Origin of the sequence: Shewanella sp. SP2S2-6 (assembly GCF_031931965.1) — a bacterium.
Lineage (GTDB): Bacteria > Pseudomonadota > Gammaproteobacteria > Enterobacterales > Shewanellaceae > Shewanella > Shewanella baltica.
In genome coordinates this window covers 39336-53990 of sequence record NZ_JAUOEQ010000018.1, presented here as the reverse complement: position 1 = coordinate 53990, position 14655 = coordinate 39336, and the positions used below count along the sequence as shown (strand labels likewise).

The window sequence follows — 14655 nt, the reverse complement described above, 5'->3', positions numbered from 1 at the left end:
ATGCTTGAGAATAACTGGTCACTACAGCCACAAGATATTTTTAAACGCAGCCCTATTGTTCCTGTGATGGTGATTAACAAGATTGAACATGCGGTGCCATTAGCGCGAGCACTGGTTGCCGGCGGCATTAGCGTGTTAGAAGTGACTTTGCGTACGCCTTGCGCACTTGAAGCTATCACGAAAATCGCCAAAGAAGTGCCAGAGGCCTTAGTGGGCGCGGGTACTATCTTAAACGAAGCTCAGCTTGATCTTGCGATTGCCGCTGGTGCGCAGTTTATTATTACCCCAGGCGCTACAGTTGAACTACTCAAAGCGGGTATGCATGGTCCTGTACCATTGATCCCTGGTGTTGCGAGTATTTCAGAAGTGATGACGGGTATGGCGCTTGGTTACACCCACTTTAAATTTTTCCCAGCCGAAGCTTCGGGTGGCGTGGATGCGCTGAAAGCCTTCTCAGGACCGCTTGCGGATATTCGCTTCTGCCCAACAGGTGGCATTACGCCAAGCAGCTATAAAGATTATTTAGCGCTGAAAAACGTCGATTGTATTGGTGGTAGCTGGATTGCGCCAACGGATGCAATGGAACACGGCGATTGGGATCGTATCACTCAACTTTGTAAAGATGCCATTGACGCTTTATAAATTGAGCTTGAAATAGTGACAAAATAAAAAACCACCGCAAGGTGGTTTTTTGTCTTTCATCTTTCGTCTTTGATAAAGAATGTCTGTGACAGCGGGCGCTATAGAAAGTTTAGCTTTTATAGAAATTCGCACATTTACAAACGGTCTGGCTTTATAGCAAGTCGGGCAGCGCAATGTCTGCTTGGCTACATTTCCTTACTCAGTTCAACATTTGAGCCGGCTTTGGGGCTAAATAACTGTTGATACAGTCGCCCCGCGAACTCATCTGTCATCCCTGAAATATAGTCCGCTAAAACTCTGTGACTGTTTAAGCCTTGTTGCTCACTTTCACGCCAGCGCTCTTGGGTGTTCAGTGGCAGTAAACGCTCAGGATCGGAAGCGAAGGCTTCGAATAAGCCCATCACAATCTGCTGGCCTTTATATTCGAGCATTTGGATCTCAGGTTTACGGATCACATATTTATAAACCAGTTGCTTGAGCACATTGAGCGCAATGGCAAATTCGGGCTCTAAGGTGGCATTAAAGCGCAATAATGGTTCTTCAAACACGTCATCTTCTGAGATAACAATCGCGGTGACAAAGCCATTAACGAGTGTGCCTATAGCATCTTTACGCAGGTGATGCTCATGGGAGAACAGCTTATTGCCAATATCAGCAAGCTCTTGTCGTATCCATGCATCGCCGCTGTTTGTGAGTGTTGGCGCCACATCCTGATGCCACTGGGATGCTGTGACTATGCCCATTACAATCGCATCTTCGAGATCGTGCACTGCATAGGCGATATCATCTGCCAGTTCCATAATCGAGCAATCGAAGGATTTAAACTGAGTGCGCAGATGCGGATAGTGGTGCAGGGCGGGGTGTGAACCTTGCTGCGTCGAGGTAAAACGACTGCGGTCTGCCTCAGATAAAGGCTCAAGTACCCAAGCGAAGATGTCGTTATCATCGTCGAAAATGCCCTTAACCGGCGGCCATTGTGACGGCTTGAGCTGCCTATGGTTGCTGATATCGTTATGCTCACCCGCGACAAACAGCTGCGAGTGCGGCGCGGGGTATTTCAAAATCCCCAGCATGGTACGCCGACACAAGTTCATCCCGAAATCTAATGTATAGGGCTCAAGCTTAGAGAGAATTCGAAAAGTTTGGCCATTGCCTTCAAAGCCGCCGTGGTCGCGCATCATGTAATTCAATGCGACTTCGCCGCCGTGGCCGAAGGGAGGATGACCAATATCGTGGGCCAAACACAGGGACTCTAATAGGCTCATAGAGCAAAGCAGCTGCTTATGCTGTGGATATTTGCGTCTAAGCTGCGCGGCTATGCCGGTGCCAATTTGCGAGACTTCGAGTGAGTGGGTTAATCGAGTACGATAGAAGTCATTCATGCCAACGCCGAGCACTTGCGTTTTGGCCTGCAGGCGGCGAAAGGCGGCCGAGTGGAGAATACGCGCCCTGTCTCTTTGGTAAGGGCTGCGGTGATCGTTACGCCGTTGTTTATCTTCACCATGACGGCGTTCTTGCCAAACACTTGAAGTCATATGCATTCCTAGCGAGAGTGGAAAATCAAAGCATCTTGTTAATTTCGTCTAAATTCAAGGTGAAACTGGGCACAAAGCAGTTCATAAAATACTGTACGGCGGGGTCAGGATTTGTCGCCAACATGTCTTCGAGGCGCTTACGGGCGGTATTGAACTCACTGTTGCCCGCACGGTTTTCTTCAAGACATTTAAGATAGGCGCACAGAGTATCAGCCGATTTCACTATTGTCTTGTAAACGGGATCGGCGTAATCACTGATGAACAGACTGCGATAATCTGCTTTAAATTCCTCTGGCACCATATCCAGCATGCGCTGCTCAGCAATCGCCTCAATCTTTTTATACTCGGCTTCGATTTCTTTGTTGAAGTATTTCACCGGCGTCGGTAAGTCACCCGTGAGGATTTCACTGGCATCGTGAAAAATCGCCAGACTTGTAGCTTGATGGGGACAGAGCGTCGTGCCGAACTTTTTATTGCTGATGATCACCAGTGCATGGGCCACCATGGCAACTTGCAGCGAGTGTTCTTGAACATTTTCAGTGCGAACGTTGTACATCAAAGGCCAGCGCTGGATAAGTTTCATTCGAGCTAAATGGGCAAATAAGTGACTCATAGTTTTCCTGTAAAAGTGACCAAGTATATAACTTATGGTTTACCTGCTAATGAGTGAATAGAAAGGCGACAAGCTGCAATGGAAGACGTGACACGAGTTGAATAAGCAGTATTGACGCTAATGAAGTGTTAGATTATCACAGCCTTGGATGACACGTGAGCATGAGCGGGAGGTTTTGTACAAATCGCTAAAAATAAAGCGACCACTCGGATCGCTTTATGACTCAAACCGTTAACTGAGGCTAAACCTACTGCCGATAGTTTTCGAGGAAGGCGCCAAACTCGGTAAATGCTTTTTTCAGATCTTCTTTATAGGGTAAGAAAACCACTCGCAAATGGTCGGGCTCAGGCCAATTAAAGGCGGTGCCGTGCACTAACAGAATTTTCTTTTCTCTGAGTAAATCCAGCACTAAGCGCTCATCATCCCGCAGATTGAATTTCTTCATATCCAGTTTAGGGAAAGCATAGAGTGCGCCCTTAGGCTTTTTCACGCTCACGCCCGGGATTTGATTAAGCAATTCGTAACAGGCATCCCGTTGAACTGTCAGGCGACCTTTAGGTAATATCAGCTCGTTAATACTTTGATAGCCGCCGAGCGCGGTTTGAATCGCATGTTGATTGGGCACGTTTGCACACAGGCGCATCGAGGACAGCATCTCTAAACCTTCGATATAGCTCTTCGCTGCTTTAAGATTGCCAGACAACATCATCCAACCGACGCGAAATCCCGCTGCGCGATAAGCCTTTGATAGACCATTGAAGGTAACAGTTAAAATATCGTCCGACAGGCCAGCAGCAGGAACATGCTTGGCTTCGTCATACAAAATTTTGTCGTAAATTTCATCGGCAAATAAAATCAAACTGTGTTCACGGCAAAGCTCAACCACTTGCAGCAGTAATTCTTTGCTGTAAACCGCGCCCGTAGGATTGTTCGGGTTGATCAGCACAATACCGCGGGTACGCGATGAAATCTTGCTTTTAATGTCGTTGAGATCGGGGAACCAGTCCGCTTCTTCATCGCAACGATAATGCACCGCTTTACCGCCAGCGAGATTGGCCGCCGCCGTCCACAGTGGATAGTCAGGTGAGGGGATTAAAATTTCATCATCGGTGTTAAGCAGACCTTGCATCGCCATCATAATGAGTTCTGAGACGCCGTTGCCTATATAGATATCTTCGATATCGACACCAAAAATCCCTTGGGCTTGATAATGCTGCACTATGGCCTTGCGGGCAGAGAATAATCCTTTTGACTCACAGTAGCCTTGGGCACTGGGTAAATTAAGGATCACATCGCGCACAATTTCTTCAGGCGCTTCGAAACCGAAGGGTGCCGGATTACCAATGTTAAGTTTGAGGATCCGATGACCCTCGTCTTCTAAACGTCTGGCTTCCTTGTGCACTGGGCCGCGGATGTCATAGCAAACGCTATCCAGCTTGTTGGATTTGATGATAGGGCGCATTTACACCTCGGAACATGCATAAAGTTTTGGCTTAAGTTAGCGCACCATAACGAAATTTCACTGTAGATGAAAGGGGGGAACTGCACAGAATGGGACTTTTTTTATAAAAACTACTTAGTTAAATATGCTTTAACAGTCAATTAATGAAATAAGAACAAGTTTTATATTCTGATTTTTATATTATTTAAAGAGCGTTAGACTGTCGATGGTGGTAAATAAAACCTGCTTTACGTGTTTTTTAGATGTAAGAAGAAAATAATCACGCTTAACAGAAATGCATTTTCAGTGGTTGACGGTTATTTCGTTTCCTTTGTTCGTCCTATAAATCTTAGTCGGGGAAAATTGTATTTTAGCAAAAGCTTAATGATTGATTTTTAATTACAGTTCCTCGATAAGATCAACTTATGCAAACTGTATATGACCTTGTGATAAATAGGCATATTTATTGAATGCTTATTAAGCTAATAGGATCATTAACGGTTTCGTTGCGATTGAGTTAAAATGCTTTAAATTTAAAGTGTTATGTTGGTTTTGTCTGCGACCGTTAAAATTATTTTCTATCAAGTTAAATTTATAGTTGACTCAATATTCGATGCGCTTTATTTTCTGCGCGATGTTTTTGGCAAGGCACCTCAGATAGCAAGCAATTAGCGGGTTTTATCTTCAGGGTTAGTCATCATGAAGCAGCTGTGTTGACGTTCTGAATCATATTGATTTCAGACGTTATTCTAAAACCATTTGCCTTTTAGGCGATTTATTTAGAGGACCTAAGTGCATGTCTGAACCGACAGCGTTAAGTCTCATCCCACCTTTGGTGGTATTGGTGTTAGCTATTTGGTTACGCCGTCCCATTTTATCTCTGATCATAGGTGCGGTAACCGGTTTCCTGTTACTCGATCCCAGTCAAGTCTTAAACAATTTTGCCAGTGTGTCATTGAAGGTCATGGCCGATGAAACCATAGGTTGGTTGATTCTGGTGTGTGGTGGTTTTGGTGCGCTGATTGCGCTTTTGGTCCGCACCGGCGGCGCATTAGCGTTTGGTCGTAATGCACTGAGATTTGCTAAGGGACCCAAATCTTCCCTATTGATGACGTTTATTCTTGGGATCGTGATTTTTATTGATGATTATCTCAATGCGCTGACCGTGGGTGAAACCATGAAGCGTGTAACGGATAAATTTAAAGTGTCCCGTGAGATGCTCGCCTATGTCGTGGATTCCACTGCCGCGCCTGTATGTGTGTTAGTGCCATTATCGACTTGGGCAGTATTCTTTGGTGGGTTATTGGTCGATAACGGTGTTGCGGCCGAAGGTCAGGGCATTGCTGTCTACATGCAAGCGATTCCTTACATGCTTTACGCTTGGTTAGCCGTGGCTATGGTGCTACTTGTAGTACTCGGCATAGTGCCTGCCATTGGCCCGATGAAAACTGCGCAGCTGCGCGCCGCCCAAGGCGAGCCAGCAGAAGCTCAAGTGGATTTTGACCAAGTGCAAACCTCGGACGAATATGCGGTTAAAGCTATTGAAGAGGAATTTAAGCACGCCGATAATCATGGCAAACTGCATAACTTTTTAGTGCCGATTGGTTTGTTAGTGGCTTTTACCGTGTACTTTGATATCGACGTGTGGAAAGGCTTGCTGGCGACTTTAGTCATCACTATCCCTTATTATGCTGTGCAGCGTTTGATGCCGTTATCCGAGATGATGGACCAGATGATTGATGGCTTTAAGAGCATGTTACCGGCGATTAGCACTGTGATTGCGGCATTTGTGTTTAAGGACGTATGCGATGAGTTATTACTGCCGCAGTACGTGATTGAATCCTTAAGCCCGTTTATGACGCCTAAATTGCTGCCTGCTGTGGTGTTTTTATCCATGGCGATCCTCGCGTTTGCGACGGGTTCGAGCTGGGGCATTTTTGCGGTGACCATTCCTATCGTGATGCCATTAGCGCAATCGGTGGGCGCGGATATCCCATTAGTGATTGGTGCCTTGTTGTCGGCATCATCATTTGGTAGCCAAGCGTGCTTCTACTCAGATTCAACCGTATTGGCCGCACAAGGCTCAGGTTGTAACTTAGTGAGCCATGCAGTGACTCAGTTACCTTACGCGCTTATTGCAGCAGTAATCGCATTTATCGGCTTTATTGTGATTGCATAGCCTAAGCCACTGTCGAACCAGTCACCATTAATATAAGAAACCAGCTGCGGCTGGTTTTTTTATGTCTGCCGTCATTGGGTTAGGCGGCTAAAGTGAATCAAAAATGAGGCAAAGTGATTAGGCTTGAACTAGGTTGAAGGCGATTCCACTCTTGAAGGGAGAACTTTAGACGATGTCAAATTATATTTTACGGAATTGTCATTTATATTTTACATATTTCATCGTTGCCATGTAGCTTTTCAAATCAAAGCCTGATTATACTTTGCATCCTTCATGGTGTTATTTTCAACATTAGTGGCAAACGAATCAAATGGACTCAACCCTTCTTACTGCGTTTTTCCAGCACGGCACTATACGTGATGTCGAATGTTTATTCCCCGATATCTCAGGCTATCCAAGGGGGAAGCTCATGCCAGCCCGAAGCTTTGCTCAGGGGGCTGAGTTACGTATTGCCCAAGCGATTTCGATGCAGGCGATTACTGGGGAATATTCCTACGATCCTATTTTCCCTGATGCCGACCCTGATCTCCTATTAGTCCCCGATTACAGTACCCTAAAAATGATCCCTTGGAGCACAGTGCCGCGCGCATTTGCCATCCATGACTGTGTGTTGCTCGATGGCAATTTATGCCCATTTGCGCCGCGTTCTATTTTAAAAAATGTGTTGGCCCGTTACCAAGCCCTTGGGTTAACGCCCGTGGTGGCCCCTGAGATTGAGTTTTATCTGACTGAAGCCAATACCGATCCGAGTGTGCCGTATCAGGCGCCCATTTCAAAAAGTGGCCGAGCTGAAAACGGTCAATCTGCGTTTAGCATGAATATGCTCAATGAACTCGCGCCATTTTGGGATGAGTTTAATGCCGCCATCGATGCGATTGGGATCAAAGGTGATGCTTGGATCCATGAGATGGGGCTATCGCAATATGAAATTAACTTAGTGCATGGCGATCCGTTGGCTCTTGCAGATCAAGCCTTTATGTTTAAATATGCGGCGAAAGAAATTGCCATTAAACATGGCTTGAATGCAATTTTTATGGCGAAACCCATAGCGGGCCAACCCGGCAGTTCTATGCATTTACATCAAAGTGTCGTCGATGATAAAGGCAACAATATTTTCAGCCATGCTGATGGTAGTGACAGCGAACGTTTTCACCATTACATCGGCGGATTACAGAAATATCTACCTGATTTAATGTTGTTATTCGCACCTAATATCAATTCATTCCGACGTTACATTTCCGGTAGCCAAGCGCCGATTAATTTAAGCTGGGGCGTCGATAATCGCACAACAGGTTTACGAGTGCCATTGAGTGCGCCGGTGGCGAGACGGGTAGAGAATCGCATTGCGGGCGCCGATGCTAATCCGTATCTGATGATTGCCGCATCTTTGGCTGCGGGTCTTGCGGGAATGGAAGAAAGACTCGCACCCAGCGCGCCAGAAACCGGTAGTGCTTATGAGAGCAGCCATGACTTAGCGCAGACATTTCTCGCTGCATTAACGCAAATGCGCCAAAGTGATTCGGCAAGGCGCTTACTCGGGGATGATTTTGTCACGGGTTTTGTGTCGGTGAAGGAGATTGAGTTTCAAAGTTATTTGAGTGAGATAGGTGCTTGGGAGCGACGTTTCTTAGGGCCGCAATGCTAGTGCTTATTTGCTGAAGGGATGTTGCTGGATAACGTCTTATTTCCTTGAGTGACTCGACATAAATACATCCCACAAATCACGCGACTAAAAAACAGCAACAAAAAAGCCAGTGCAAGCACTGGCTTTTCTTCGACTGGAAACGAGAAGGGCGATTAAACGCGCTTCTTGAATTCGCCAGTACGAGTATCGATTTCAATCTTGTCGCCAACTTTCACGAAGTCAGCAACAGTAACAGTGCCGCCGCCAGTGATAGTTGCTGGCTTCATCACTTTACCTGAAGTATCGCCACGAGCTGAAGGCTCAGTGTAGATCACTTCACGTACGATAGTGGTTGGCATTTCAACAGAGATAGCTTTGCCATCGTAGAAAGTCACTTGGCAAGTTTCTTCCATACCGTCAACGATATAAGCCGCTGCATCACCTAAGTTTTCAGCTTCTACGTCATATTGGTTATATTCTGCATCCATGAATACAAACATAGGATCAGCAAAGTAAGAATAAGTACAATCAAGACGATCTAGGATGATGTCTTCTAACTTATCTTCACCTTTGAAAGTCGTTTCAGTACCAGAGTTAAGCAGTAAGTTTTTCAACTTTAACTTAACGATAGCAGCGTTACGGCCAGAACGAGTTGTTTCAGTTTTCTGCACAACCCATGGGCTGCCATCTAACATGATCACGTTACCAGGACGGATTTCATGAGCAGTTTTCATTACACTATTTCCTATATTTAGATTTTTCTGTTTTCGCGCAGTATCTTAGCTGTTTTTAACGAACTGAACTAGTCGAGTAGCGAGATCTGCAGCATTTAATGCATTAATTGGCCATTGTTTAGCATGGTGCAACAAGGGCAAATTAACAGGATTAAGGTTTTGCCAGTGAAGGCTCACGGCAGATTGCTGTGCTTGGTTGAACGCAAGATTCAATTCAGACCAATAACAAGCAATTTTAGGTGGCAGATTATCGCAGTAAAGTTTGAGAAAAGCTTCTAATTTTACGAGGTGATAATCATCTTCTTGGGGATAAATGTGCCAAATGAAGGGTTTTGCGGCCCATTGGGCGCGTAAAAAGGAATCTTCACCGCGGACGATATTAAAATCGCAGCTCCAGAGCAGACGATCAAACACCTGTTGGTCTGTCATGGGTAAAATATGCAGGGTTAAATTGCCATGATTTATCTGCTGACCTGGCACAAGAGTGGCAATATCACAGGGCAGTAACTGCGTCAGACTGTTTAAGCTGCGACCCTTGGGAATAAGCGCATGGATTTTCTCGGTCGATTGCTGCCATAACTCGCATAACGCCGGCAGTGCCTCGGTCTCATAGCTAAAGATGCTAATTACAGTATCTTGAGCCTCAATCCCCTTAAGACCTAGCTGACTAAAAAGCTGTAATTTGTCAGCTGAGTTAGCTTGCCAAGCATCGCGCTCGGCAAACAAATCTTGCTCGCAGATGAGCCCACCGGTTTTTGCGCCAAAGCCCGGGAAGTAAAAATACTTTTTTAGACCATTGGCTTGTAATGAAGGCAAACCATGGCAGCCTTCGACCCAATCCTCAGCGCTTAAATATTCTAAATTCAACCAGATAGGCACAGATTCGGGGTCGTTCTGATGTAAATAAACCAACTGCGCTTTTACCTGTTCGGGTAATTCACAGGCAAAGGCTTCGATGAGTACTTCCCCTGCGACAAACTCTATAGGTAAAGGCTTAGTCCAATGAAGAATATTCACACCATTGAAGCTTTGAACGGCTATTAGTGGATCGAGTGTCGGTAAGATATGCGAGAAGCTTGCGAGGTCGTCGACCCACAAATTAACGGGAATCTGGTACTCATTAGCCATTTGTTTGGCTAAACGCCAAGTGACGCCAATATCGCCATAGTTATCGACGACGGTACAAAAGATATCCCAATGGGTGGAGCGGGGTGTGTTGGTCATGAGTGTGGTAAGTCGTTATTCTTATTCAGAAATATAAGCATAAAAAAAGCGGCGTTAAGGCCGCTTTAATCGAATGGTTAGCCCAATTAGTCTTCTAATTCTGCTAAGCACATTTCTTCGTAAATTTGCTTAACCCAAGCATCGACACGCTCTTCGGTCAGCTCTGGCTGACGATCTTCATCGATACCTAAACCAATAAAGTGGTCGTCATCAACTTGACCTTTAGAGGCTTCGAAGTTGTAGCTTGCAGTTGGCCAGTGGCCAATGATGATACCACCACGCGCCTGAACGATATCGCCAACCATGCCCATGGCATCAAGGAAATATTCAGCGTAGTCTTCTTGATCACCACAACCAAAAATAGCGACAAGTTTGTCAGTAAAATCAATTTGCTCTAGTTCAGGGAAGAAATCATCCCAGTCACATTGAGCTTCGCCGTAATACCAGGTTGGGATGCCGAACAGCAGCAAGTCATACTCTGCAATCTGTTCTTTGGTACTTTTGGCGATATCTTTCACCTCAACCATTTTTTTACCCAGTTTTTTCTGGATCATCTTGGCTACGGCTTCGGTGTTACCTGTGTCGCTACCGAAAAAAAGACCTACAGTTGCCATTGTCTATCCTTTAATGTCTAGTTCACTTATTAGGTTAATCTTGCTGGTACTCGTTCAGCACTCAACTTGTTGCTGAAGAATTAATTCGATTAACTGGCTACGGCTGATGTTACTGGCCAATGCCTGCTCATTCAAGGCGTCATACAAATCTTGTGACACCTTTAACTCTATTCGCTTTAATCCGTTGGCTTTATCGCGCTGGATTTGATTGCGTTTGTTGACCTTAAGCTGCTGGCTACGGGACAAAGGATTACTTCGTGGGCGGCCCCGGCGCTTTTCATTGGCAAAAAGGTCAATGGTGGTTCTGTCTGTCGCTTCTTTTGCCATGTTCTTATTGTTAACCGATCCCTGAGCCTTCCCAAGTGATCTGGATAATACCTTTTACAATAAACCCGGCGCAGCCGAGAAATAACACCAACCAAACAATAAATCGACCAAATTTCGGCACGTTACCTTGTTTAAGCACATCGTGGATGGCCATGCCGATAAAGAAAAATATCGAGGCAAAAAACAGGTTCAGGCCGATGGTTTCAATTTGTTCCATGTACTGAGATAACATACTTTCTTAGTCCTCGAGAGTGTTCTAAGGCCAAAAGAGGCGCGAATATATCACATCAAGATGGCGGCTGCCATATGCTTTAGGTCGAGTTTGCTGCTGATTTACATTGCTTGTTTGTCAATAAATTCAGACACAATTCGATTAAAGATGGCGGGTTTTAGTGCATGTAACCAATGACCGCAACCTTCGAGGGTTTTCGCTTGCGCCGCAGGGAATTGCGTCATGATAGCGCTTCTGTGTTCACTCGTAACATAATTCGAGTCACCGCCGCGAATAAATAGACTCGGGCCGCTATAGCTTTGTACTGGATTTGGCGCCTGATTATGCCAGCCAATAATATTTGGATAACAAGCTTTTAGACCACTTAAGTTCAGCTTCCAACGAAAGCCTGTGTCGGTACGTTGCAGGTTTTTGAGTAAAAACTGCGCCGTGGCTTCGTCGATACCTTTGTCAATCAAGTGGTTTAGGGCAAACCGTCTGTCGGTATGACCTTCTAAGGGCAGACTTGCTAATGCGGCAAACACTAAGTCATGTCTTGGCTCATAGGCGACGGGGGCAATATCTGCTGCCACCATGCTGATAATGCGCTCTGGATGAGCTAACGCTGTCGCCATGGCGATTTTACCGCCCATGGAGTGACCCACAATATGGGCGCGTTCAATAGCCAGTTCGTCGAGTAATGCAAGCATGGCCGTGGCGAGGCGAGGGTAATCCATTTCATCCCAATGCTCACTTAAACCATGATTGGGCACATCGACACGAATAACCTGATACTGGCTTTCTAATACTTGTCCTAGGCCTTTGAGGTTATCTAGGTTGCCGAACAAGCCGTGGATCAAGAGTACTGCGGGTCCTTGGCCTGTAGAAACAAAGTTCATGGTGATTCCTGTTGGATATGTTTAGCTTAACGTGGCGCGAATTGTGCCCTTAATGCCGTTGGCTTGACAAGTCAGTTGCTACTTTAGCGTATATGCGGCAATTAACTTGGGCGCTTTTTCGACAATTGCCGGTTATCTGCTAGTTTGCTGTGCTATTTCACGCATTTTTAGAATAATGACGCTTTATCAGATTGATAGACATGGATACACTGGTAACCGATCGCAATGATCTGCCCCGATCGCTGTGGTACACTTTTTTCGGTTAAGCCTGTCGAATAACAAAGGATAATTAAGGTTATGAAATATATCGAAGTTGATGAAGAGCTCTATCGTCATATTGCCAGCAAAACAGAACGTATTGGTGAGAGCGCCTCTGACATTCTTCGTCGATTACTCGGCCTGTCCGTCGATGCGGTCGAACCACCTCAGCCTTTGGCGATAAGCCAACCAAGTTTAGAGGCTGAGCCGATTCCAGCAGTTGCGGTGCAAGCTGCACCTGCTGTGAATGACTTCAGTCGCTTAGTCGATGAACATCTGTTATCGCAACAAAAAGGCGCGGTAGGGCGTTTCCTCTTTTTGCTCGAAAGTCTGTATCAATTAACCCCAGAGCAGTTCTCGCAAATTCTGCAGATCCAAGGGCGCGATCGTTTGTATTTTGCCCGTTCGAAAGAGCAATTACTGGAAGCGAGCGCATCGGCGAATCCTAAAGAGATCGGTACCAGTGGTTTCTGGGTAACAAGCAACAACAATACCGCCAAGAAACGCACCATTTTATCCGAAGTCTTAGTGCAATTTGGCTGTGATGCAACGGTTGCAGCTGGCATCGCCGAGCGCGTTTAATCTGCCAGTGAGCCGTTTCATCAGTTGTTGAGCTAAGTTTAATCATTGTTTTTAATTGTAATTGAGTGCAGGAGAGCCAAAGGTGGCAATACATCAAAGGGCAGGACAAATCGCTAATCAGACGGATCTGGTCAATATTCCAAAACTGATGAGCCATTATTACAGCATCACGCCAAATATGGATGACGTACAACAACGCGTCACCTTTGGCACTTCTGGGCACAGAGGCTGCGCTTTCAATGGCAGTTTTAACCAACAACACATTTGGGCGATTACCCAAGCTGTGGTGGATTATCGCCAATCGGTGAATATCAATGGGCCGTTGATCCTCGGGATTGATACCCATGCGTTATCCTACGCCGCTTATTTATCGGCCATTGAAGTGCTGGCGGCAAATAAAGTCACAGTGCACATCCAGCAGAATGATGGTTTCACGCCAACGCCTGTGGTGTCCCATGGGGTGATTTGCGCCAATCGCGAAGCCAATATCACAGGTGCGGCACTGTCCGATGGTTTGATTATCACGCCTTCCCACAATCCGCCTCAAGATGGTGGGATCAAATACAATCCACCCCATGGTGGACCGGCCGAAGGTAATATCACGACTTGGATTGAGTCGCGTGCCAATGATTACTTGCGCCAAGCGTTAGCTGGCGTGCAAAAATTAGCGTATGCCGAAGCGCTGGCCTCAGGCTATGTCAACGCCATTGATTTGATCACGCCCTATGTGGCTGATTTAGAAAACGTTATCGACATGCAGGCGATTGCCAACGCTAAGCTGCGTATCGGTGTTGACCCGCTCGGTGGTTCAGGGATTTTCTACTGGGCACCGATAGCCACGCGTTATGGACTCGATATCACCTTAGTTAATGATAAAGTTGACCCAAGCTTTAGCTTTATGCCGCTGGATAAAGACGGCAAAATCCGCATGGATTGCTCGTCTCCCTATGCGATGGCAGGGTTACTCGCCCATAAAGAATCCTTTGATTTATGCCTTGGTAACGATCCTGACTATGACCGTCACGGCATTGTCTGCCCTGGTACCGGCTTGATGGACCCTAATCACTACCTTGCGGTCGCTATCGATTATTTACTGACGCACAGACCGGATTGGAGCGATACCTTAGCCATAGGTAAAACCTTAGTATCGAGTGCGCTTATCGATAAAATCTGTGCTTTCCACGGCAAAAAATTACTCGAAGTGCCTGTGGGCTTTAAGTGGTTTGTCGATGGTTTAGCCGAAGCCACCATCGCCTTTGGCGGTGAAGAGAGCGCTGGCGCTGCATTTTTACGCCGTGATGGGACAACGTGGTGCACGGATAAAGACGGCTTTATTCTAGGGTTACTTGCTGCAGAAATTCTTGCGGTGACAGGTAAAACTCCAGGTCAACGCCATCAAGAGCTAGTAAAACAATTTGGCCAAAGCTTTTATAAGCGTATCGATAGCCCAATCAGTCTTGAAAACAAGGCCAAATTTGCGTTATTGAATGCAGAAACCTTAAATGCCACTGTGCTTGCGGGTGAGACAATCGAAAACGTGTTAACCCATGCGCCGGGCAATAATGCGGCCATTGGTGGCATCAAAGTGACTACGGCGAATGGTTGGTTTGCCGCGCGTCCATCGGGCACGGAAGCGTTATTTAAGATCTACGGCGAGAGTTTTATCAGTGAGCAGCATTTAGCTGAAATCATCAAAGATGCGCAGGCATTAATTGATAAGGCGCTGAACGCTTAATGCAGCAGTAGGTTTATAAAGTATCAAAAAACAAACG

General features: G+C 46.0%; 14 protein-coding genes. 5 read left to right on the top strand and 9 right to left on the bottom strand.

The window, feature by feature from the left end; genetic code table 11:
- Positions 1-642, top strand: a complete 642-nt coding sequence (locus tag Q4Q57_RS13450) for a bifunctional 4-hydroxy-2-oxoglutarate aldolase/2-dehydro-3-deoxy-phosphogluconate aldolase (RefSeq protein WP_311891113.1) — start codon at positions 1-3, stop codon at positions 640-642.
- A 185-nt stretch (positions 643-827) separates the two neighbouring features.
- Here Q4Q57_RS13450 and Q4Q57_RS13445 read toward each other — a convergent pair whose 3' ends face one another.
- The 3 genes from Q4Q57_RS13445 to Q4Q57_RS13435 all read right to left on the bottom strand — a co-directional run bounded on the left by Q4Q57_RS13445 (position 828) and on the right by Q4Q57_RS13435 (position 4252).
- Positions 828-2177 carry an anti-phage deoxyguanosine triphosphatase gene (locus Q4Q57_RS13445; RefSeq protein WP_311891112.1) on the bottom strand — a complete coding sequence of 450 codons (1350 nt, stop codon included), beginning with the start codon at positions 2175-2177 and terminating at the stop codon, positions 828-830.
- A gap of 25 nt (positions 2178-2202) precedes the next feature.
- On the bottom strand, positions 2203-2790 hold the full coding sequence (gene yfbR / locus Q4Q57_RS13440) for a 5'-deoxynucleotidase (protein ID WP_220776450.1): 588 nt from the start codon (positions 2788-2790) through the stop codon (positions 2203-2205).
- 247 nt (positions 2791-3037) lie between these two features.
- The gene (locus Q4Q57_RS13435; RefSeq protein ID WP_006081570.1) at positions 3038-4252 is read right to left on the bottom strand and encodes a pyridoxal phosphate-dependent aminotransferase; all 1215 of its coding nucleotides are present in this window, start codon (positions 4250-4252) and stop codon (positions 3038-3040) included.
- Positions 4253-5027: 775 nt separating this feature from the next.
- On the opposite strand from Q4Q57_RS13435, the gene Q4Q57_RS13430 reads away from it, so the two are divergent.
- A complete protein-coding gene (locus Q4Q57_RS13430; protein ID WP_311891111.1) occupies positions 5028-6410 on the top strand; it encodes a Na+/H+ antiporter NhaC family protein in 1383 nt (460 codons plus the stop codon).
- A 310-nt stretch (positions 6411-6720) separates the two neighbouring features.
- Positions 6721-8055 carry a glutamine synthetase family protein gene (locus Q4Q57_RS13425; RefSeq protein ID WP_311891110.1) on the top strand — a complete coding sequence of 445 codons (1335 nt, stop codon included), beginning with the start codon at positions 6721-6723 and terminating at the stop codon, positions 8053-8055.
- 152 nt (positions 8056-8207) lie between these two features.
- Here Q4Q57_RS13425 and efp read toward each other — a convergent pair whose 3' ends face one another.
- The 6 genes from efp to Q4Q57_RS13395 form a co-directional block, all read right to left on the bottom strand.
- Positions 8208-8768, bottom strand: coding sequence for an elongation factor P (efp, locus tag Q4Q57_RS13420; protein ID WP_006081573.1), 561 nt, complete (start codon positions 8766-8768; stop codon positions 8208-8210).
- A gap of 45 nt (positions 8769-8813) precedes the next feature.
- Positions 8814-9992 carry an elongation factor P maturation arginine rhamnosyltransferase EarP gene (gene earP / locus Q4Q57_RS13415; protein WP_311891109.1) on the bottom strand — a complete coding sequence of 393 codons (1179 nt, stop codon included), beginning with the start codon at positions 9990-9992 and terminating at the stop codon, positions 8814-8816.
- An 86-nt stretch (positions 9993-10078) separates the two neighbouring features.
- On the bottom strand, positions 10079-10606 hold the full coding sequence (fldA, locus tag Q4Q57_RS13410) for a flavodoxin FldA (protein ID WP_006081576.1): 528 nt from the start codon (positions 10604-10606) through the stop codon (positions 10079-10081).
- 54 nt (positions 10607-10660) lie between these two features.
- Positions 10661-10933 carry a LexA regulated protein gene (gene ybfE, locus Q4Q57_RS13405; RefSeq protein ID WP_006081577.1) on the bottom strand — a complete coding sequence of 91 codons (273 nt, stop codon included), beginning with the start codon at positions 10931-10933 and terminating at the stop codon, positions 10661-10663.
- A 10-nt stretch (positions 10934-10943) separates the two neighbouring features.
- Positions 10944-11165, bottom strand: coding sequence for a DUF2788 domain-containing protein (locus Q4Q57_RS13400; protein WP_006081578.1), 222 nt, complete (start codon positions 11163-11165; stop codon positions 10944-10946).
- Between the two features lie 101 nt (positions 11166-11266).
- Positions 11267-12043 (bottom strand): alpha/beta fold hydrolase, encoded by a 777-nt coding sequence (locus Q4Q57_RS13395; RefSeq protein ID WP_311891108.1) that lies wholly within the window; start codon positions 12041-12043, stop codon positions 11267-11269.
- Between the two features lie 297 nt (positions 12044-12340).
- Here Q4Q57_RS13395 and seqA point away from each other — a divergent pair, with 297 nt between their 5' ends.
- Positions 12341-12883: a replication initiation negative regulator SeqA gene (gene seqA / locus Q4Q57_RS13390; RefSeq protein WP_311891107.1), complete on the top strand. Its 543-nt coding sequence runs from the start codon at positions 12341-12343 to the stop codon at positions 12881-12883.
- Positions 12884-12965: 82 nt separating this feature from the next.
- The gene (pgm, locus tag Q4Q57_RS13385; RefSeq protein WP_311891106.1) at positions 12966-14618 is read left to right on the top strand and encodes a phosphoglucomutase (alpha-D-glucose-1,6-bisphosphate-dependent); all 1653 of its coding nucleotides are present in this window, start codon (positions 12966-12968) and stop codon (positions 14616-14618) included.
- The last annotated feature ends 37 nt before the right edge of the window (positions 14619-14655 follow it).

Bases quoted from the DNA above. Each gene is read 5' to 3' on its own strand.
- yfbR (WP_220776450.1), bottom strand. From the start codon at position 2,790: ATGAGTCACTTATTTGCCCATTTAGCTCGAATGAAACTTATCCAGCGC.
- Q4Q57_RS13395 (WP_311891108.1), bottom strand. From the start codon at position 12,043: ATGAACTTTGTTTCTACAGGCCAAGGACCCGCAGTACTCTTGATCCAC.
- earP (WP_311891109.1), bottom strand. From the start codon at position 9,992: ATGACCAACACACCCCGCTCCACCCATTGGGATATCTTTTGTACCGTC.
- Q4Q57_RS13450 (WP_311891113.1), top strand. From the start codon at position 1: ATGCTTGAGAATAACTGGTCACTACAGCCACAAGATATTTTTAAACGC.
- Q4Q57_RS13425 (WP_311891110.1), top strand. From the start codon at position 6,721: ATGGACTCAACCCTTCTTACTGCGTTTTTCCAGCACGGCACTATACGT.
- Q4Q57_RS13445 (WP_311891112.1), bottom strand. From the start codon at position 2,177: ATGACTTCAAGTGTTTGGCAAGAACGCCGTCATGGTGAAGATAAACAA.
- seqA (WP_311891107.1), top strand. From the start codon at position 12,341: ATGAAATATATCGAAGTTGATGAAGAGCTCTATCGTCATATTGCCAGC.
- Q4Q57_RS13430 (WP_311891111.1), top strand. From the start codon at position 5,028: ATGTCTGAACCGACAGCGTTAAGTCTCATCCCACCTTTGGTGGTATTG.
- Q4Q57_RS13400 (WP_006081578.1), bottom strand. From the start codon at position 11,165: ATGTTATCTCAGTACATGGAACAAATTGAAACCATCGGCCTGAACCTG.
- Q4Q57_RS13435 (WP_006081570.1), bottom strand. From the start codon at position 4,252: ATGCGCCCTATCATCAAATCCAACAAGCTGGATAGCGTTTGCTATGAC.
- ybfE (WP_006081577.1), bottom strand. From the start codon at position 10,933: ATGGCAAAAGAAGCGACAGACAGAACCACCATTGACCTTTTTGCCAAT.
- efp (WP_006081573.1), bottom strand. From the start codon at position 8,768: ATGAAAACTGCTCATGAAATCCGTCCTGGTAACGTGATCATGTTAGAT.
- fldA (WP_006081576.1), bottom strand. From the start codon at position 10,606: ATGGCAACTGTAGGTCTTTTTTTCGGTAGCGACACAGGTAACACCGAA.